19 protein-coding genes are annotated in these 18,412 nt (G+C 73.0%); 10 read left to right on the forward strand and 9 right to left on the reverse strand.

Annotation, left to right across the window (positions count from 1 at the left end; genetic code table 11):
* Positions 1-15: 15 nt before the first annotated feature.
* The 5 genes from AB0I04_RS26645 to AB0I04_RS26665 all read right to left on the reverse strand — a co-directional run bounded on the left by AB0I04_RS26645 (position 16) and on the right by AB0I04_RS26665 (position 5,809).
* Positions 16-1,635 carry an AMP-binding protein gene (locus AB0I04_RS26645; RefSeq protein ID WP_360889737.1) on the reverse strand — a complete coding sequence of 540 codons (1,620 nt, stop codon included), beginning with the start codon at positions 1,633-1,635 and terminating at the stop codon, positions 16-18.
* Between the two features lie 34 nt (positions 1,636-1,669).
* Positions 1,670-2,746, reverse strand: coding sequence for a hypothetical protein (locus AB0I04_RS26650; protein ID WP_360889740.1), 1,077 nt, complete (start codon positions 2,744-2,746; stop codon positions 1,670-1,672).
* 37 nt (positions 2,747-2,783) lie between these two features.
* Positions 2,784-3,851 (reverse strand): LLM class flavin-dependent oxidoreductase, encoded by a 1,068-nt coding sequence (locus AB0I04_RS26655; protein WP_360889742.1) that lies wholly within the window; start codon positions 3,849-3,851, stop codon positions 2,784-2,786.
* A 99-nt stretch (positions 3,852-3,950) separates the two neighbouring features.
* Positions 3,951-5,093, reverse strand: coding sequence for a lysylphosphatidylglycerol synthase transmembrane domain-containing protein (locus AB0I04_RS26660; RefSeq protein WP_360889745.1), 1,143 nt, complete (start codon positions 5,091-5,093; stop codon positions 3,951-3,953).
* Positions 5,094-5,179: 86 nt separating this feature from the next.
* Positions 5,180-5,809, reverse strand: a complete 630-nt coding sequence (locus AB0I04_RS26665) for a TetR/AcrR family transcriptional regulator (protein WP_360889748.1) — start codon at positions 5,807-5,809, stop codon at positions 5,180-5,182.
* Positions 5,810-5,887: 78 nt separating this feature from the next.
* On the opposite strand from AB0I04_RS26665, the gene AB0I04_RS26670 reads away from it, so the two are divergent.
* Complete coding sequence (locus tag AB0I04_RS26670; RefSeq protein ID WP_360889751.1) at positions 5,888-6,175, forward strand: hypothetical protein; 288 nt, start codon at positions 5,888-5,890, stop codon at positions 6,173-6,175.
* Positions 6,172-6,336 (forward strand): hypothetical protein, encoded by a 165-nt coding sequence (locus AB0I04_RS26675; RefSeq protein WP_360889753.1) that lies wholly within the window; start codon positions 6,172-6,174, stop codon positions 6,334-6,336. Before AB0I04_RS26670 ends, AB0I04_RS26675 begins: the two co-directional genes overlap by 4 nt.
* Here AB0I04_RS26675 and AB0I04_RS26680 read toward each other — a convergent pair whose 3' ends face one another.
* The 4 genes from AB0I04_RS26680 to AB0I04_RS26695 all read right to left on the reverse strand — a co-directional run bounded on the left by AB0I04_RS26680 (position 6,337) and on the right by AB0I04_RS26695 (position 10,116).
* Positions 6,337-7,398: an acyl-CoA dehydrogenase family protein gene (locus tag AB0I04_RS26680; protein ID WP_360889756.1), complete on the reverse strand. Its 1,062-nt coding sequence runs from the start codon at positions 7,396-7,398 to the stop codon at positions 6,337-6,339.
* A gap of 148 nt (positions 7,399-7,546) precedes the next feature.
* Positions 7,547-8,914: a threonine/serine exporter family protein gene (locus tag AB0I04_RS26685; RefSeq protein ID WP_360889759.1), complete on the reverse strand. Its 1,368-nt coding sequence runs from the start codon at positions 8,912-8,914 to the stop codon at positions 7,547-7,549.
* Positions 8,915-8,969: 55 nt separating this feature from the next.
* Entirely contained in the window at positions 8,970-9,425 is a 456-nt protein-coding gene (locus tag AB0I04_RS26690; protein ID WP_360889762.1) for a ferritin-like domain-containing protein, read from the reverse strand.
* Between the two features lie 184 nt (positions 9,426-9,609).
* Positions 9,610-10,116: a hypothetical protein gene (locus AB0I04_RS26695; RefSeq protein WP_360889765.1), complete on the reverse strand. Its 507-nt coding sequence runs from the start codon at positions 10,114-10,116 to the stop codon at positions 9,610-9,612.
* Between the two features lie 168 nt (positions 10,117-10,284).
* Between AB0I04_RS26695 and rimP the strand changes: the two genes are divergently transcribed.
* From rimP to truB, 8 genes are all read left to right on the forward strand, one after another.
* Positions 10,285-10,824, forward strand: a complete 540-nt coding sequence (gene rimP, locus AB0I04_RS26700) for a ribosome maturation factor RimP (RefSeq protein ID WP_360889768.1) — start codon at positions 10,285-10,287, stop codon at positions 10,822-10,824.
* Positions 10,825-10,835: 11 nt separating this feature from the next.
* Positions 10,836-11,858, forward strand: coding sequence for a transcription termination factor NusA (gene nusA / locus AB0I04_RS26705; protein WP_360889771.1), 1,023 nt, complete (start codon positions 10,836-10,838; stop codon positions 11,856-11,858).
* A 4-nt stretch (positions 11,859-11,862) separates the two neighbouring features.
* Positions 11,863-12,138 (forward strand): YlxR family protein, encoded by a 276-nt coding sequence (locus tag AB0I04_RS26710; protein WP_360889774.1) that lies wholly within the window; start codon positions 11,863-11,865, stop codon positions 12,136-12,138.
* A gap of 120 nt (positions 12,139-12,258) precedes the next feature.
* The gene (infB, locus tag AB0I04_RS26715) at positions 12,259-15,396 is read left to right on the forward strand and encodes a translation initiation factor IF-2 (protein WP_360889777.1); all 3,138 of its coding nucleotides are present in this window, start codon (positions 12,259-12,261) and stop codon (positions 15,394-15,396) included.
* 182 nt (positions 15,397-15,578) lie between these two features.
* Positions 15,579-15,878 (forward strand): DUF503 domain-containing protein, encoded by a 300-nt coding sequence (locus AB0I04_RS26720; RefSeq protein WP_360889967.1) that lies wholly within the window; start codon positions 15,579-15,581, stop codon positions 15,876-15,878.
* 76 nt (positions 15,879-15,954) lie between these two features.
* Positions 15,955-16,437, forward strand: coding sequence for a 30S ribosome-binding factor RbfA (gene rbfA / locus AB0I04_RS26725; RefSeq protein WP_360889780.1), 483 nt, complete (start codon positions 15,955-15,957; stop codon positions 16,435-16,437).
* Positions 16,434-17,462: a bifunctional oligoribonuclease/PAP phosphatase NrnA gene (locus AB0I04_RS26730; protein WP_360889784.1), complete on the forward strand. Its 1,029-nt coding sequence runs from the start codon at positions 16,434-16,436 to the stop codon at positions 17,460-17,462. Before rbfA ends, AB0I04_RS26730 begins: the two co-directional genes overlap by 4 nt.
* Positions 17,459-18,325: a tRNA pseudouridine(55) synthase TruB gene (gene truB, locus AB0I04_RS26735; RefSeq protein WP_360889787.1), complete on the forward strand. Its 867-nt coding sequence runs from the start codon at positions 17,459-17,461 to the stop codon at positions 18,323-18,325. Before AB0I04_RS26730 ends, truB begins: the two co-directional genes overlap by 4 nt.
* Positions 18,326-18,412: the final 87 nt, after the last annotated feature.

Consider the following 18,412-nt stretch of genomic DNA (forward strand, 5'->3'; position numbering starts at 1 on the left):
GCCGGACGCCCTGGCTCACGGGCCAGGTCGGCTGAGGAGCGTTCTCGCCGTACGGGTACGGGCGCGCAGCGCCTGCTTGTCGACCTTGCCGTTGACGTTGGCGGGCAGCGTGTCGACGAGGACGACCTGCCGGGGGACCTTGTAGTTCGACATGTGGTCGCGCGCCCAGGCGACGATCGTGGCCGGCTCGACCGGGCCGGCGGGGACCACGAACGCCCAGCCGACCTCGCCCAGCCTCTCGTCGGGCACCGCGACCACGGCCGCTTGCGCGACGGCCGGATGGTGCAGGAGCAGCGCCTCGATCTCCGCCGGGTAGGCGTTGAACCCGCCGACGATGAACATGTCCTTCTTCCGGTCGACGATCGCCAGGTCGCCCCGGGCGGTCAGCTCGCCGATGTCGCCCGTGTGCAGCCATCCGTCGGCGTCCACGGCCTCCGCCGTACGCTCCGGATCGTCCCAGTAGCCGCGCATGACGCCGTAGCCGCCGATGAGGATCTCCCCGCGCCCGCCGGCCGGCAGGTCCTTGCCCTCGTCGTCGACGACGCGCACCGTCACGCCGGGCACGGCGCGCCCGGTGGTGGCGGCGATCACCTCGACGGGGTCCTCGGCCCGCGTCATCGACACGACGGTGCCCTCCATCAGCCCGTACGCGTTGATCATCCGGTCCAGGCCGACCCGCTCGATCAGCCGCCGGATCAGCTCCGGCGGCACCGCCGCCGCCCCGCAGATCGCCACGCGCAGCGAGGTCACGTCCCGGCCATCGAGCTCCTCCAGGATCCGGTGGAACAGCGTCGGCGGGCCGGCCAGGACGCTGATCCGGTCGCGCTCGATCAGGTCCATCAGGGTGTCGGGCGCGAACACCGAGATCGGCATCATCGTCGCCCGCTTCAGCACGCAGGCCAGCAGCCCGGCGTTGATCCCGAACCCGTGGGAGAACGGCGCGATGATCGGGTAGCGGTCGTCGGGGCCGAGCGTGACGATCGACGCCCAGTCCCAGTAGCCGCGCAGCAGTTGCGCGTGGGGCAGCATGACGCCTTTCGGCGCGCCGGTCGTGCCCGAGGTGGCCATGATCTCGGCGAGGTCGTCCGGGCCCACCGCGAGCGCGCGCTCCTCCGCGTCCGCCACGTGCTCGCCCCGCTCGAGGAGGTCCTCGAACGAGACGGCCGGCGGCGGCGCGCCGGTCCCGGCGAGGGTGACGGCGTGCCGCAGATTCGGCAGGTCGCCGAACGGGCGCCCGCCGGACGGGCCACCGCAGATCTCCTGCAGCGCGCCGAGGTAGGAGAAGCCGAGGAACCCCTCGTCGACGAAGAGCACCCGCGCCCCGGTCCGGCGGAGCATGCCGGCGGCCTCGATCCCGCGGAACCGCGTCGAGAGCGGCGTGACGATGGCGCCGGCGTCCCAGACGCCGTACGCGATGACGACCCAGGCGGCGGAGTTCGGCGCCCAGACGGCGACGCGGTCGCCGGGCTCGACGCCGAGCGCGATGAGCCCCCGCGCCACTCTCGCGGCCTCCTCCCGGAGCGCGCGCATCGTCAGCGGCGTGCCGCCCTCCGCGACGACCACGTCGTCCGGATGGCGCGCCGCCTGGTCGCGCAGCATCCGCGGGATCGTCCCCCAGTCCGGCACCGGTTCCATGACGCGCCTCCTGTCGGTCGGAGAACGGGCCGGGTCACTCCACGACGGCCGACCGGTCGCGGCCGAGATGGTGGCCGCGCAGATCGGTCACCGAACCCGGCCGGGCCTGCTCGGCGACGTCGTCCTCGACGACGACCTCGATGGTCATGGGGGTCACCGCGACCAGCGCCTGGTGGATGCGCGAACGCCACATCGGATTCTTCACCAGCGTCGCGCGGTTGAACGTGACGTGCAGCGCGGCGGCGTCCAGCGTCCCCTCGCGGGCGACGCGAAGGTCCCAGTGGGCGATGCCGTCGATCCGGGCCAGGGCCGCTGCCACGCGCGGGATCGATAGCCACCGCCCGCGCACGAGGAGATGCTCGCCCACGGTGTGCTCCGGGGCGGGGATCCCGTCGCCCTCGGTGAGGCGCACGACCTGCCCGGTGCGCAGGGTCGTCCCGGCCAGAGTGGAGTGCCAGGCGGGGGTGACCACGATCTCCGCGCTCCCGGCGGCGTAGGGCGGCTCCAGCAGGACGTCCTTGCCGAGCGGTGCCACGCCCAGCAGGCCCTCGCGGGCGGGGGTGTACGCGGAGTCACGGGCGGACCGGTACGCCGTCGGCAGCCCGAAGAACGGGTCGGCGTACAGCTCGCCCACCTCCGCTTCGAACTCGGACGCGAGCTGCCCGTACGCACCCGGCGAGGGGAGCTCTCCGGTGAGCAGGATGCGGCGCAGCCCGAGGTCCAGCGGGTCGAGGAGGAACTCCAGGTGCAGCCGGGCGAGCAGGTCCATCGCCCCGGTGGGCGTCGCGATGAGCGTCGTGGCCCGTACGGCCTCCAGCGCGTGGTGCAGCCGCAGCCGTCCCCGAGGACCGGGCGCGGCCGCGGCCTGGGCGATCTCCGCGCAGGCCTGCGCGATCAGAGTGCCGCTCGCCTCGCCGTCATTGTTGAGGGCGACCACGACCCGGTCGGAGGGACCGACACCCGCCGCGCGCAGCGTCGTCGTCGCGATCTCCAGCGCGGCCGCGCGGTCTTCGGCGGTCAGCGGTACGACCAGGTCGGCCTCGGGGGAGATGAGCAGGAGCCCCGCCGCGTCGCGGGGGGTCGGCAGGGCCTCGCGGGTGGTCCAGGTCATACGGTCTCCTTCGCGCTCCCGGCGTTCCTGGGGCCGGTCACCCCATCACCTCGTCCATGAACAGCCGCATCGAGCCGGTGACGTGCTCGCCCGCCAGACCGCCGACCTGGGCCTGGAGGATCAGGTCGGTCGCGCCGGCGGCCTGGATGCGTTCGACGGCCTTGCGGGAGCCCTCGACGTCGTCCACGACCACCATGTGGTGTTCCCGCAGCGTCTCCATGGCCTCCTCGGGCGGCAGGCCGGCGGCGAGCTGGCCCAGCACCCGGTGGGTGGCGTGCCGGGCGTCGTAGTAGTCCGGGGGTGTGACGAGGTTCACCTGGCGGCGGATGTACCACAGGATCGCGTCGGCGGCCGTGGAGATCGCCTCGTCCCTCGACGGCGCGACGTACCAGGGGATCATCAGCGCGACGCGCCGGGTGTTCGGGTCGAAGCCGTTGCTCGCCAGGCACTTCCGGTACTCGGCGATGTCCTCCGCGACGTCGTCGAGGCCCTTCAGCATCGTCATGCCGAGCAGGTTGTAGCCCTTGCGGGCCGCCGCGAGGTAGCCGTCCAGCGAGGTGGAGGCCACCCAGACCGGCGGGTGCGGCTCCTGCACCGGACGCGGGTAGACCGCGACGTTCGGGACCTCGAAGAACTCGCCGGACCGGGTGACCGGCTCGCCGTCGGCGTTCCAGATCGCCAGCACCGCCTCGAGGGTCTCCTCCCAGATCTGCCGGGACTGCTCGAAGGGCCGCTGGAACGCCTGGTACTCCAGCGGCGACGCGCCGCGGCCGGTGCCGAACTCGACCCGCCCGCCGCTGAGGACGTCGAGGGTCGCGACCCGTTCGGCCGTGCGGACGGGGTGCTGGAACGGCAGCAGTACCACGCCGAGGCCGAGATGGATGCGCTCGGTCCGCTGGGAGCAGGCGGCGAGGACGAGGTCGGGCGCGGACGAGTGGGAGAACCCGCGCGTGAAGTGGTGCTCGACGAACCACGCCGTGTCGTAGCCGAGGCTGTCGGCCAGGACGACCTGGTCGACGACGTTCTCGAAGGCCCGCCGCTCGACCTCGCGCGTGCGCCCGCGCACCTCGAGCTCGTAACCAACGCTGACCCGTAGGGACATCACGCCTCCGGCATGTGCTCCGAATATGACCAAGCGCTCGCTTGGGAAGCGTAGCAGCGGGATCGTACGGCAACAAGCCATGAGGCATGGTCCGGCGGCGGGTCAGGCGGACTCTGGGGAATCCGGAGCCGGGGGAACGGGCGCCGCGCACGCCGTCGTCTGCGACATGGCGTACAACGCCGTTCCCAGGCCGCCGAACGCCCTCCGCAGGCGCACCCGCGTCGCGTCGTCCTCGGCGATCTTGATCGTCAGCCAGGCGAGCCAGCCCGCGCCGACCACGCCCCAGAAGGACACGAGCCGGTAGAGCGCCACCGCCACGCCGGCCGGGACGGCGAGCGCCCCGAAGGCGACCAGTGACGCGGCCAGGCTCGCCTCGATCGCGCCCAGCCCGCCGGGCAGCAGGGGCAGCACGCTGCCGGCGGCCTGGGCGGCGAAGTAGGCGAGCGTGACGGCGTACAGCGGCGTGTGCACGCCGACCGCGCGCTCGGCCGTCGCGAGGGACAGGATGTCGAAGACCCAGTTCAGCACGGCCATCAGGCCGAGCACGCCCCAGTCGCGCGGGCTCAGGCGCAGGGCGCCCCGGCCCTGCCACATCTCGGTGAGCGGCACGAGGAGCCGGTGCCGCAGCAGCGGCCCGAAGGCGTGCAGCGCCAGGCGGCTCAGCGCGGCCCGCCGCCGGTTCCAGAGCAGCGCGAACGCCCCGGTCACGCCCGCCAGGACCGCCAGCGCCGTGATCGCGAACGATCGGGAGTACGGCTCGGCGACCAGGGCGGTCAGGCCGACGACGGCGTAACCGGCGTTCATCACCACGCCGCCCACCACGATCACGGCGGTCGCCAGCCGTGGCGTGGCCCCGGCGTGGCGGAACTGCCGGAAGCTGAACGCCACGCTCACCGCCGGCCCCACCGGAAGCGTCGTCGACAGCGCGTTGCCCGCGTACGTGATCCGCAATGCGCGTGGCAGGGACATCCGGACCCCGCCCGCGCGGAGCAGCCGTCGCTGCACCCGGGTGAACATCGCCATGGACGCCAACTGCGTGAGCACCACCACGGCCAGCCAGCCAGGGTTCGCGTGGAGGGCCACGCGCCACAGCGCCCCGGCGTCGGGCAACTGGTCGCGGAACGCCCAGGCCGAGACGCCGATCGCCCCGAACATCGCCACCCGGCCCGCCCAGCGCAGCCACCGGCGCCGCGTCGGCACGGGCGGTGGTGACGTGGTGGTCGGTGTCGGGAGGAGATCGGTCACAGGGGGGTACCTCACGGAGGGTCTCGCTCGGGGAACGAGCGGCGCGCGGGCCCGCATTCCCGGCGGGCCGCGGGTAGTGGCCTAGGTCACCGATCGTCCGCCCGCGGCATGATCTCGCCGAGGTGCCGGTGCAGCGTCGCCCGCATGGCGTCGGCGTCGAGCCGGCCGGGCTGCAGGACGCCGTGCAGCGCCAGGCCGTCGACCAGCGCGTACAGGCGTTCCGTCTCGACCTCTGGGTCCAGGCCGTCCCGGAGCGCGCCGCTCCGCTCGGCGGCCGCCAGCACCTTCCGGATCAGGTCGCGGGTCTCGTCGTACAGCCGCTCGGCGTACGGCCGCAGGTCATCGCGGGTGCGCGCGCTCACGGTGAAGGCCAGCCAGACCTCGGTCTCCTCACGGCGCTCCGCGTCGAGCGGCAGCAGTTCGGCGAGGGCCGCCGCGAAGACGGCGACGTGCCGATCGGGGGGCGCGTCCGGGGCCGGCCGGTCGCGCACGTGCTCCATCAGGCGCGCGCCGGCGCGGTCCACGAAGTGCCGCATCGCGAAGATCATGATGTCGGACTGGCCCGCGAAGTAGTGCCGTACCGAGCCGATGGCCAGCCCGGCCTCGGCGGCGACGTTGCGCAGCGACGCGTGCTCCAGCCCGTCGCGGCGAGCGACGCGGAACACGGCCTCGGCGACCTCTTGGCGGCGGGCCTCTGGATCGACCTTCTTCGGCATGACGCCTTTGTAGCACCATCGTGCTAAATTCTTTTTGGCAGGGTCGTGCTAAAAAGCCGATCGGAGAGGGGAGTGATCGTGAGCACCGTCATGAATCTGCTGCTCATCAGGTTCGCGCTCATCGTGGGCGCCGTCGTGCTGCTGGTCATCGTGGGCTTCACCGCGCTGGTGATCCTCAAGCGCGGCGGCCGGCTGCCGGAGGCCTGCCGGGCCGCCGAACCGCTGCTGCGGGCGTTCGCAGAGGGAGGTGGGCGCGACCGTCCACGGGGGCGAGCGGGGAGGGGCGGCGGCGCGCGGCGGGCCGCGGCCCGCGCCGTCCTGAGATACCTCGAGGACGCGCGGGACGACGGAAGGCCGAGCCGGTGAACCCCGGCGCGCTCGGCCGGTCGGCGGAAGGCGACGGAGATCAGATCATCCGCGAACTCGCGATGGACCTCCTGGTCAAGGCGGCGATCGTGGTCGTCGCGCTCATCGTCCTCGCGGTGGTGCTGACGATCATCTATCGGAAGGTCGGGACGCGGAGGTAGTCACAGGCCGACGGCCGCGGCCAGCCGGGCGCGGTGGGACTCGGGGCCTCCGAAGAGGCGTGCGGACGCGGTCGCCCGCTTGAAATGCAGCTGGGCGTCGTGCTCCCAGGTGACGCCGATGCCGCCGAGGAGCTGGATCGTCTCGCCCGCCGCGTGCAGGTACGCCTCGGCGCAGTACGACCCGGCGAGCGCGGCGTACACCGGAAGCGAGTCCGGATCCTCGTCGGCGACGCGTGCGGCCTCGTACGCCGCCGACCGTGCGGACTCGACGCGCAGCAGCACGTCGGCGAGCCTGTGCTTGATCGCCTGGAAGGCGCCGATCGGCCGGCCGAACTGGACCCGGGTCCTCGCGTGCTCCAGGGCGGTCTCCAGGCAGCGCTGCGCGCCGCCGACCTGCTCGGCGGCGAGCGCGGTCAGGGCGACGTCGCGCACGCGCGTCAGGTCGCCGTCGATCCGCTCCGCCGGGGCGCCGTCGAACCGCAGGCGGGCCAGCCGCCGCGTCTGGTCGAGCGTCACGTACGGGGTCCGCGCGACGTCCGCGCCCCGGACCGCGTACACGCCGTCGCCCGCCGCGCAGACGATGACGTCGGCGAGGTGCCCGTCGAGGACGTACGGCGCCGTGCCGGTCAGCCGGCCTCCGTCCACCGTGATGTCCCCGTCGCGGTCGTATGGCGCGGTGCCGGTCACGCGGCCTCTGCCGGCCGTGATGTCCCCGTCGAGGACGACCGTCGCGATCAGGGAGCCGTCCGCGATCCCGGCGAGCAGCCGCCCGTCGTGCACGGCGTACGCCGCGAGGACCGCCGTGGCCAGGAACGGGACGGGGGTCAGCGCGCGGCCGAGCTCCTCGCAGACCACGGCGAGCTCGGAGAGCCCGCATCCCGCGCCGCCGTGCTCCTCCGGGACCGCCAGCCCGGTCAGCCCGAGTTCGCCCGCGAGCCGCCCCCAGAAGGCCGCGTCGTGCGCGGCGGGGTCGGCCATGAGCCGCCGTACGGCCGTGGGCGGGCACTCTTGGGCGAGGAAGGCGCGGACGGTCGCTCGCAGGTCGTCGAGTTCGTCGCTCACCCGACGATGATAACCAAACGCTTGCTCAAGAAGGGAGCGGCCGTTACCGGCGTTCGGTGCGTCCTGGCGACCTCAGGCGGCCCGCCCGGCCGCGCCGCGCCGATCGGCGGCCGGGCGGCGTGGGCCCGCCGGGATCGGTCGCGTTCGCTCAGTAGCCGCGGGTGCGGCGGGCGGCGGGGCGGGCTCCGCGGCCGGACGCGCCCAGGCCCACCCGCTGGAAGGCGCGCACGAACTCGCCGCCGAAGTTGACGCCGGCGCCGAGGGCCAGCGCGACGGAGATTCCGCCGATCAGGCTCAGCACGCCGTCCTGGGGCAGCCCGAGGTTCAGCTCGATCATTCCCCGGTACAGCGCCGTGCCCGGCAGCAGCGGCGCGATCGCGGGCACGATGTACGGGAGCGCGGGCTCCTGGCGCCGGCGGGCGATGAGGTTCCCGAGGAGGCCGACGAGGGCCGCGCCGATCGCCGAGGCGAGCACCGGTGTCACGCCGGCGCTGCGGGTCAGGACGTACACCACCCAGATCAGCGCGCCGCCCAGCGCGGCCGCGGGGAGCACGCGGCGGGGCACGGCGAGGGTCACCGCGAACGTCAGCGACACGGCCGCCGCGGCGATCACCGTCACCGGCAGCAGGGACGCGGGCGCGGCCGGCGGGTTGACGTCGACCGGGATTCCGAGGCGCACGGCGACGTACACGACCACGCCGAGCCCCGACACGATCGCCGCCACGATGAAGAACACCTCCAGCAGCCGGGCCCCCGCGCTGATCAGATCGCCGGTGATGCCGTCCTGGATGCTGGCGACCAGCGGCCGTCCCGGCAGGAGGGCCAGGACCGCGCCGGTGACGATGGCCGACGCGTGGGAGGCCGGAGCGCCGATTGCGATCACCAGTGACGCGCTGGCGGCGCCGATGGCCGCGGCCAGGGTGAGCTGGAAGAACTCCGCGACGCCCCGGCGGGCCAGCGAGGCCGCCGCCCGGTCGCCCAGGACCGTCGCCACGAACGCCGTGCCGGCCACGAGCGGCCCGCCGCCGACCATGACGCTGGCGGACGCGGCGATCAGACCGAGGCTGAGGATGATCAGCCAGGCCGGGTACGGCGGCCGCATCCGCTTGATCTCCGCGAGCCGTCGGTGCGCCTCCTCGACCTCCAGCATGCCGAGTGAGGCCTCCTGGACGAGCGAGTGCAGGGCGACGAGCCGCCAGTAGGCGGGAAAGCGGCGCCGGATCGCGCGGCCCCCGGTCACCGGCAACGCGCCGTTTCCGGGGTGGACGTTGACCGTGATGACGGTGAAGCTGACCGCCACGTCTGCGCGGGGCAACTCGTACGCGACGGCGAGGCTCAGCATCGACTCGTTCACGCGTTCGGTCGCCTCGCCGCTGGCCAGCAGCAGCTCACCGACCCGCAGGACGAGGTCGAGGGCCCGTGGGGAGAAAGCGTCGCCGGGCTCCTCCTCTGCCGGTTCGGCGGAGACCTCGCCGATCAGCGTCCGCCACGTCGCTCGCAGTCGATTCGCCGCCACGCCCATAAGTCAGCCCGTAACCCCCATACCGGTTGTCTCGGGCAGATTACGGCATCTACCCCGCGGGCTTGGGGGGAAGGGCGTTCAACGGGAGGCCCGGGAAGGCCTCCGTGGGCGCCGAGCCCCGCCAGCGGACCCCGCGCACCGCCGCCTCCTGCATCGCCTGGGCGGCGTAGCGGCGGAGGTTCGGGTCGCTCGCTCCGGCGAGGACCGCGTACCCCGCGACCACGCCGTCCTCCAGCGTGGCGGCCAGCCGCGCGGCGCTACTCGCCGAGGTGACCTTGAACGGCAGCCGGTACGCGGCCGCCGCGGCCACCGGACGGCCGCCGGCGGACTGGATGTAGCCGCGCAGCCGGTCACGCCGGCTGCGGTGGGCGCTCCAGATCAGCGTGACGTTCTCCTGCTGCGCCGGTGCGACGTGGCCGCCGAGCACGCCATAGCCGAAGATCGCGACGTGTTCGGCGGCGAGCGCCGCCTGCAGCGCCGCCACCGTGTCCTGCGCACCGCTCATCGCATGCCCCTCGCCGGTCCCCAGGACGCTCGGGAGCATCGAGATCCGCCGCTCGTGCCCTCTGCCGGTCTCCGGGGTGCTCGGGAGCGCGGAGACCCATCGCTCGTGCCGTCTGCCCGTCTCCGGGGTGCTCGGGAGCGCCGAGACCCGCTGCCCTCAGGCGCCTCGTGCCACCGCGGCATGCTCATCGGGCCCCTCCCGCCAGGGCCTGGGCGTGACCGGCCTCGCAGGCACCGATGCAGGCGAGCAGCTGGGACAGCGCCGGGCCGGCCCGGCGGACGTCGTCGGCGCGGGCCGCGGCGGCCTTGCGCTCGGCGGTCCGCAGCGCCGCGATGGCCCCGGACTCGCTGTCCGGCGCGGTGACCGTCTCCCGTGGGGCGGGCGTCGCGGTGCCGGTCTTCGTGCCGGGGACGTAGTGGCGCTGCAGGACGGCGAGATGCTGCGTGTGGTGATCGTGTAGCGGCTTGAGCCGGTCGGCCAGCGTCCGGTGCGCGCCGAGCACCGCCTCGTACAGGGCGATGAGGGACGCCTCGCTCTGGATGGCGGCGGTCAGCACCGTCACATCGGGGCCCGGGGGCGGGGCCGCCGCCTGGCCCACACTGGTGCATCCGGCCATCGCGGTCAGCGCCGCCGCGGAGCCGCCGAGCATCGCCGCGCGCCGCGTGGGACCCGGGAACCGCAGCGCGTCCAAGCGTGCCTCCGTTCATGATCTGATCGACTCCGCTGCGCAAGCATTCCACAAGGGTGTACCCGGCTGCTGGCGATGCGGGCACCCCGCCCCCTCGGCTGTGGATAGTCTTGGGGGCGGAGTGGGCGCATCGGGCGGCCACCGTCCCATCAGGCATGGAGGAGGGCCCACATGAGCGTGGACGGCCGCCGTGGCAGCGCTCAGGCGGGCCGGAGCGGGTCCGGGCACGAGACCCGGGCCGCGCTCATGCGGCTGCTCGAACCCGTGATCGCCGGCGCCGGGTTCGACCTGGAGGACGTGATCGTGACCCCGGCCGGCAAGCGCCGGCAGGTGCGGGTGATCGTCGACGCCGACGGCGGGGTCAGCCTCGACGGCGTCGCGGACGTCAGCCAGGAGATCTCGCACGTCCTCGACGAAAGCGACGCGATGGGCTCCGGATCGTACGTCCTCGAGGTGACCTCGCCGGGCGTCGACCGGCCGCTCACCCAGCCGCGGCACTGGCGGCGCGCGGCCGGCCGTCTCGTCCGCGCGACGCTCACCGAGGGCGGGGAGATCACCGGCCGGGTCACGAGCGCCGACGACACGGCCGTCGTCCTGGACAGCGACGGCCGCGAGCATCGGCTGGGCTACGCCGAGCTCACCCGCGGCCGGGTCCAGGTGGAGTTCAACCGCCGGGGCGACGACGACGGCGCCGCCGGCGACGAGGACTAGGGGGAGGCCTCGTGGACATCGACATGACGGCCCTGCGGAGTCTCGAGAGTGAGAAGGACATCTCTCTCGACCTCGTGGTCAAGGCGATCGAGGAAGCACTGCTCATCGCGTACCACCGGACCGAGGGCGCGGCGCTCAAGGCGCGCGTCGAGCTGGACCGGAAGAGCGGTCACGTCACCGTCTGGGCGACGGAGACCGATGAGGAGGGCGTCGGCGTACGGGAGTACGACGACACGCCGACCAATTTCAGCCGGATCGCGGCGACCACCGCGAAACAGGTCATCCTGCAGCACCTGCGCAACGCCGAGGACGAGCTGACGTTCGGGGAGTACGCCGGGCGTGAGGGCGACATCGTCGCGGGCGTGATCCAGCAGGGCAAGGACCCGCGCAACGTCCTCGTGGACCTGGGCAAGCTGGAGGGCGTGCTCCCGCCGGAGGAGCAGGTCCCCGGGGAGAACTACGACCACGGCGAGCGGATCCGCTCCTACGTCGTGCAGGTCAAGAAGGGGCACCGCGGGCCGCTGGTGAAGCTGTCCCGGACCCACCCGAACCTGGTGAAGAAGCTCTTCGCGCTCGAGGTCCCGGAGATCGCCGACGGCACCGTGGAGATCGCGGCGATCGCCCGTGAGGCCGGTCACCGCACGAAGATCGCGGTGCGGTCCCGCAAGTCTGGGGTCAACGCCAAGGGCGCCTGCATCGGGCCGATGGGCAGCCGGGTCCGCAACGTGATGCACGAGCTGCACGGGGAGAAGATCGATATCGTCGACTGGTCCGACGAGCCCGCCGAGTTCGTCGGGAATGCCCTGTCGCCGGCGCGGGTTAACCACGTTGAGGTCGTCGACGCCGAAGGGCGGGTCGCGCGGGTGATCGTGCCCGACTACCAACTCTCCCTGGCGATCGGAAAAGAAGGGCAGAACGCCCGTCTCGCCGCCCGGCTCACCGGCTGGCGGATCGACATCCGGCCCGACACGGAGACCGGATCTTCCGCCGAAGGGGAGCATGCGGCAGGTCCCGCAGACGCGTCGACGCGGTAGACTCATGAATCGTGGCCGAGCGGCCCCACAGCGCACGTGTGTGGGCTGCCGGGTTCGCACGGCCAAGTCCGACCTGCTGCGCCTGGTCGTGATCGAGGGCTCCATCGCCCTCGATCCGCACGGGCGACTGCCGGGCCGGGGCGCCTCCCTGCACCCTGACCTGGCATGTCTTGAGCTGGCCGAGCGTCGTCGGGCGTTTCCGCGGGCGTTCCGCCTGCCGGGGCCGCTCGACGTCAGTGCGCTCCGGCACTGGTTCGAGTCACAGCAGGACGGTTTGTAAGCGACGTCTAGTCGGAAGCAGGTCGAGATTGCTATGAGCGCTCGATGAGCACGCAGCGATGATTACCGCAAGGTAGCGACGGTCCGAGGACGCGTTTCCCCGGGCCGAGTAGGGAGTGCAGTGGCAAAGGTCCGGGTGTACGAGCTCGCCAAGGAGTTCGGTGTCGAGAGCAAGGCCGTCATGGCCAAGCTCAACGAGATGGGCGAGTTCGTCCGTTCGGCGTCCTCGACGATCGAGGCGCCGGTTGTACGCAGACTTAAAGAAGCTTTCGGTGGCGGGCCGGCCAAGCCGTCCGCCGACAGAAGAGGATCGGCCCCGGCTCCGAAGCCGGGTCCGCGCAACAGGCCGGTTCCGGGTCCGAAGCCGGCCGCGCCGAGGCAGGAGCCCAAGCCGGAGCAGCCCCAGCCGGAGATCCGGCAGGATCTGCGGCCAGAGTTCAAGGCGGAGGCCGCGCGCCCCGAGGCGCCGGCCGCGCCCGAGGCTCCGAAGCCGGGTCCCCGCCAGCCCGCGCCGCGTCCCGCGACGCCCCGGCCCGCCCCGCAGGGCGGTGCCCCCGCCCCGCAGGGCGGTGCCCCCGGGCCGAAGCCCGGTCCCCGTCCGGGGCCGGCGGCCGGTCGTCCGGGTCCTGGCCCGAAGCCGGGTCCGGGTTCGCGTCCGGGTGGTCCTGGTGCCCCCGGCGGTTCCGGTGGTTCCGGTGGCCGCGGCGGGGAGCGTCCGGCGACGCCCGGTCCGCGCTCCGGCGCGGGTCGTCCCCGTCCGGGCAACAACCCGTTCTCTTCGACCAACACGGGCATGGGTTCGGCGCCCAAGCCGGGTCCGCGCCCGGGTCCGCCCGGCCAGCGTGGCGACCGCCCCGCGGGTCCGCGCGGTGACCGTCCCGGTGGGCCGCGTGGCGACCGTCCCGGTGGGCCGCGCGGCGACCGTCCGGGTGCGCCGCGTGGCGACCGCTCGGCGGGTGCTCCGCCGCGTCCGGCGGCTCCCGGCCGTCCGGGTGCTCCCGGTGCGGGCGGTCCCCGTCCGAACCCGGGCAGCATGCCGCCTCGGCCTGGTGGCCCGCGGCCCAGCCCGATGAACATGCCGTCCCGTCCACAGCGTGACAGCGGTGGCCCCGGCGGTCCCGGCGGCGGGCGCGGTCGTCCCGGCGGTGGCGGCGGTGGCCGTCCCGGTGGTGGCGGCGGCGGCGGTCGTCCCGGCGGTGCCGGTCGTCCCGGTGGTGGCGGCGGCGGTTTCGGCCGTCCGGCCGGTGCCGGCGGCGGTGGCCGTCCGGGTGGCGGTGGCGGTGGCGGCTTCGGCGGCCCGCGCCCCGGCGGCGGCGGTCGCGGCCGTGGTGGCACGCAGGGCGCGTTCGGCCGTCCCGGCGGGCGTCCCGCGCGGGGCCGCAAGTCGAAGAAGCAGCGGCGTCAAGAGTTCGACAACATGCAGGCGCCGGCGATCGGCGGCGTGCGTGTTCCCCGTGGCAACGGCAAGACCATCCGGCTGCCGCAGGGCGCTTCGCTGACCGACTTCGCCGAGAAGATCGGCGCCAACCCGGCGTCGCTCGTCGAGGTGATGCTGCACCTCGGTGAGATGGTGACGGCGACGCAGTCGGTCAACGCGGAGACGCTGCAGGTCCTCGGCGGCGAGCTGGACTACGACGTCCAGGTCGTCAGCCCGGAGGACGAGGACCGCGAGCTGCTCGAGTCCTTCGACATCGAGTTCGGCGAGGACGAGGGCGGCGAGGAGAGCCTCGCGTCCCGTCCGCCGGTGGTCACCGTCATGGGCCACGTCGACCACGGTAAGACGAAGCTGCTCGACGCGATCCGCAACGCCAACGTGGTGGCCGGCGAGGCCGGCGGCATCACCCAGCACATCGGCGCCTACCAGGTCGCGACCCAGGTCGACGGCCAGGAACGCAAGATCACCTTCATCGACACCCCGGGTCACGAGGCGTTCACCGCCATGCGTGCCCGTGGTGCCGAGACGACCGACCTGGTCGTCCTGGTGGTCGCCGCCGACGACGGGGTGAAGCCGCAGACCACCGAGGCCATCGACCACGCGAACGCGGCCGGCGTGCCGATCGTCGTGGCGGTCAACAAGGTGGACAAGGAGGGGGCGGACCCGCAGCGGGTGCGCGCCCAGCTCACCGAGTACGGCCTCGTCGCCGAGGAGTTCGGTGGCCAGACGCAGTTCGTCGACATCTCGGCGAAGCAGCGGCTGGGCATCGACGACCTGCTCGAGGCGGTCGTGCTGACCGCCGACGCCGAGCTCGACCTGCGAGCCAACCCGGCCCAGGACGCGCAGGGCGTCGCGATCGAGGCGCACCTCGACAAGGGCCGCGGCTCCGTGGCGACCGTGCTCGTGCAGCGCGGCACGCTCCGGGTCGGCGACTCGATCGTCTGTGGTGAGGCCTTCGGCCGCGTCCGGGCGATGCTCGACGAGAACGGCAACAACGTCGAGGAGGCGCTGCCGTCCCGTCCGGTCCTGGTGCTGGGCCTGTCGGCCACACCGGGAGCCGGCGACAACTTCATCGTCGTCGACGACGACCGGATGGCCCGGCAGATCGCCGACCGCCGTCAGGCCCGCAAGCGCAACGCCGAGCTGCTCCGCAGCCGCGGGCGTCGCACTCTCGAGGAGATGTTCAAGGACCTCGAGAAGGGCGAGGTGCAGGAGCTGCTCCTCGTCATCAAGGGCGACGTGTCCGGTTCGGTGGAGGCCCTAGAGGACGCGCTCCTCAAGATCGACGTCGGCGACGAGGTCGGTCTGCGTGTCATCCGCCGCGGTGTCGGTGCGATCACCCAGGACGACGTGAACCTCTCGCTCACGTCCGAGGGCACGGTCATCATCGGCTTCAACGTCCGTCCTGAGCGCAACGCGCAGGAGCTGGCGGACCGCGAGGGCGTCGACATCCGCTACTACTCGGTCATCTACCAGGCGATCGAGGAAGTCGAGGCGGCGCTCAAGGGCATGCTCAAGCCCGAGTTCGAGGAGGTCCAGCTCGGCACGGCGGAGATCCGCGAGATCTTCAAGGTGCCGCGCATCGGCAACGTCGCGGGCTCGATGGTCCAGTCCGGCACGATCAACCGCAACAGCAAGGCGCGTCTGATCCGCGACGGCGTCGTGATCTCCGACAACCTCACGGTGTCCTCGCTCCGCCGGTTCAAGGACGACGCGACCGAGGTCCGCGAGGGCTTCGAGTGCGGTATCGGGGTCGGCTACGGCGACATCAAGATCGGCGATGTCATCGAGACCTTCGAGATGCGGGAGAAGCCGCGGGTCTGACCCTCGCCTGAAGGCCTGGGACGGCCTGATTCCGAGACGGCGTGAGCCCACGCGGACCGACCCGGTCCGCGTGGGCTCCCTGGGTGGCGTGCGGCTCTGTCGCACGCCATCTTGCTGTCGGCCGTCCCTGCGCCGGTGACTGAAATGCGGATGACCGGAACGGATCGCGCGGGGTGACCGTTGTGTATGTGGGATCGCTGACTCTGGACCTTTTGCTCGGCGACGTACGCTCGCTCAAACAGAAGCGCGCCGTGGTCCGCCCGATCGTCGCCGAGGTACGGCGTCGGTTTCCGGCGGTCGCGGCGGCCGAGACCGGCCACCTCGACCTGCACCGGCGGGCGGAGCTCGGTGTCGCCGTCGTGTCCGACACGGCGGGCAACTGCGTCGAGGTGCTCGAGGCGTGCGAGCGTCTCATCGCCGGGCGGCCGGAGATCGAGCTCCTGTCCGCCAGGCAGCGGCTCTTCAACGAGGAGGAGTCGTGAGTGACGTTCGCGAGGCATCGGTGAGGGCACGCCCCGACCCAGGTCGGTCGGGCGGCCGAACGACAATGGAGGAACTGTGACCGACCCCGCGAGGGCTCGCAAGCTCGCCGATCGCATTCAGCAGATCGTCGCGGAGATGCTGGAGCGGCGGATCAAGGACCCGCGACTCGGCTTCGTGACCGTGACGGACACGCGTCTGACCAACGACCTGCGGGACGCGACGGTCTATTACACCGTGTACGGCAGCGACGCCGAGCGCGCCGACAGCGCGGCGGCGCTGGAGAGCGCCAAGGGCGTGATCCGCTCGGAGGTGGGCAAACGCACCGGAGTGCGGCACACGCCCAGCCTGACCTTCGTGCCGGACGCGCTCCCGGAGAACGCCCGCCAGATCAACGATCTGCTCGCCAAAGCGCGCGCCGCCGACGAGCAGGTCGCCAAGGTGGCGGAGAACGCCCGGCCCGCGGGTGACGCCAACCCGTACCGGGAGACCTTGATCGAGGACGATGTTGACGAAACCGACAGCGACGGTCGCGGCGACGCGGGATACTCCCGGTCGTGAACTCCGCGCCGGGTAGGGTCCCAGCCATCACCGCCGACGAGTGGGACAGGGCGGTCGAGTCGATCCAGCGGACCGACGAGGTGTGCCTCGCCTGCCACGTCTGTCCGGACGGCGACGCGCTGGGTTCGATGCTGGCGTTCGCGCAGGCGCTGCGCGCGCTGGGCAAGCCGTTCACGGCCTCGTTCGGCGACGCGTTCGTCGTGCCGCGGATCCTGCGCTTCCTGCCCGGCCTGGACCTGCTCACCGACCCGGCCGACTTCCCCGCCGAGCCGGACGTGATGATCACGTTCGACGCGGCGGGCAGCGACCGCCTCGGCAGCCTGGCGGCCAACGCCGGGAAGGCGCAGGAGCTGATCGTCATCGATCACCACGCGTCCAACACGCGGTTCGGCACCACGCACCTGGTCGCCCCCGGCGCCGCGGCCACCGCCGTGGTCGTCGAGGACCTCATCGACCGGCTGGGCGTCCCGCTGACCCACGACATCGCGCTCGACCTGTACGTCGGGCTCGTCACCGACACCGGCTCGTTCAAGTACCGGTCCACGACCCCCGAGGTCCACGCCCTCGCGCAGCGGCTGCTGGCGACGGGCATCCGGCCCGAGCAGGTCGCCCGTGAGGTCTGGGACCGCGCCCCCTTCGGATACCTGCCGGTGCTCGCGGCCGCGCTCGGCCGGGCCCGGCTGGAGCCGGACGTCGCGGATGGGCTCGGCATGGTCTGGACGACCGTGACGCGCGCCGACCGCGCCGCGCACGGCCTCTCGTACGACCTGCTCGAGGGCGTCATCGACGTCGTCCGCCGTACGGACGAGGCGGAGGTCGCCGTCGTCTTCAAGGAGGACGACGAGGGCGCCTGGCAGGTGTCCACGCGGTCCAAGGGCCGCATCGACGTCGGTATGGCCTGCGTGGCCCTCGGCGGCGGCGGCCACCCCACCGCGGCGGGCTTCACCCTGCACGGCGAGGTCGAGCAGGCCGTCGCCCGGCTGCGCGAGCTCCTGACCCAGATCGAGGTCGCCGCCCACTCATGAACGGACTTGTCATCGTCGACAAGCCGGCCGGCTGGACCTCCCACGACGTCGTGGGCAAGATGCGCCGGCTGGCGGGCACCCGACGCGTCGGGCACGCCGGCACGCTCGACCCCATGGCGACGGGCGTGCTGGTCGTCGGGGTCGAGAAGGCCACCCGGCTGCTCGGTCACCTGTCGCTCACCGAGAAGACCTACGAGGCGGTCATCCGCCTCGGGCAGTCCACCAACACCGACGACGCCGAGGGCGAGCCCACCGCGACCGCCTCGGCGGCCGAGGTGACCGAGGACGCCGTACGGAACGCCGTGGTCGACCTGACCGGGCCGATCGAGCAGATCCCCCCGCAGGTCAGCGCGATCAAGGTGAACGGCGAGCGCGCGTACAAGCGGGCCCGAGCCGGCGAGGAGGTCGAGCTCAAGCCGCGTACCGTCACCGTGTACGAGTTCGGGCTCGGCGACTTCCGCCGCGAGGGCGACCTGCTCGACGTGACCGCGACCATCACCTGCTCCAGCGGCACCTACATCCGGGCGCTCGCCCGCGACCTGGGGGCGGCCCTGGGCGTCGGCGGGCACCTGACCGCCCTGCGCCGCACCCGCGTCGGCCCGTACGACCTCTCGATGGCGCACACGATCGACCGGCTCTCCGAGGAGCTCATCGTGCTGCCGATGGAGGAGGCGGTCGCCGCCGCGTTCCCCCGGCTCGACGTCTCCGAGGACGACGCGCGGAAGATCGCGCACGGCGGCCGGCTGGCCGCGACGGGGCTCGGCCAGGGTCCCATCGGCGTCTTCGGCCCCGACGGCACCCTGCTGGCCCTGGTCGAGGAGCACGGCCCCGTCGCCAAGCCCATCGCCGTCTTCGTACCCTGACGGGTCGCCGGGCGCGTCGAGGTCTTTGCGCCCTGATCGGGTCGCCGGGCGCGTCGAGGTCTTCGTGTCCTGATCGGGCCGCCGGGC

Origin of the sequence: Actinoallomurus sp. NPDC050550, from assembly GCF_040655075.1 — a bacterium.
Taxonomy (GTDB): Bacteria; Actinomycetota; Actinomycetes; order Streptosporangiales; family Streptosporangiaceae; genus Actinoallomurus.

Excerpts from the sequence above, each read along its gene's own strand:
- AB0I04_RS26645 (WP_360889737.1), bottom strand. The coding sequence starts at position 1,635 with ATGGAACCGGTGCCGGACTGGGGGACGATCCCGCGGATGCTGCGCGAC.
- AB0I04_RS26650 (WP_360889740.1), bottom strand. The coding sequence starts at position 2,746 with ATGACCTGGACCACCCGCGAGGCCCTGCCGACCCCCCGCGACGCGGCG.
- AB0I04_RS26665 (WP_360889748.1), bottom strand. The coding sequence starts at position 5,809 with ATGCCGAAGAAGGTCGATCCAGAGGCCCGCCGCCAAGAGGTCGCCGAG.
- AB0I04_RS26690 (WP_360889762.1), bottom strand. The coding sequence starts at position 9,425 with ATGAGCGGTGCGCAGGACACGGTGGCGGCGCTGCAGGCGGCGCTCGCC.
- rimP (WP_360889768.1), top strand. The coding sequence starts at position 10,285 with ATGAGCGTGGACGGCCGCCGTGGCAGCGCTCAGGCGGGCCGGAGCGGG.
- AB0I04_RS26710 (WP_360889774.1), top strand. The coding sequence starts at position 11,863 with ATGAATCGTGGCCGAGCGGCCCCACAGCGCACGTGTGTGGGCTGCCGG.
- truB (WP_360889787.1), top strand. The coding sequence starts at position 17,459 with ATGAACGGACTTGTCATCGTCGACAAGCCGGCCGGCTGGACCTCCCAC.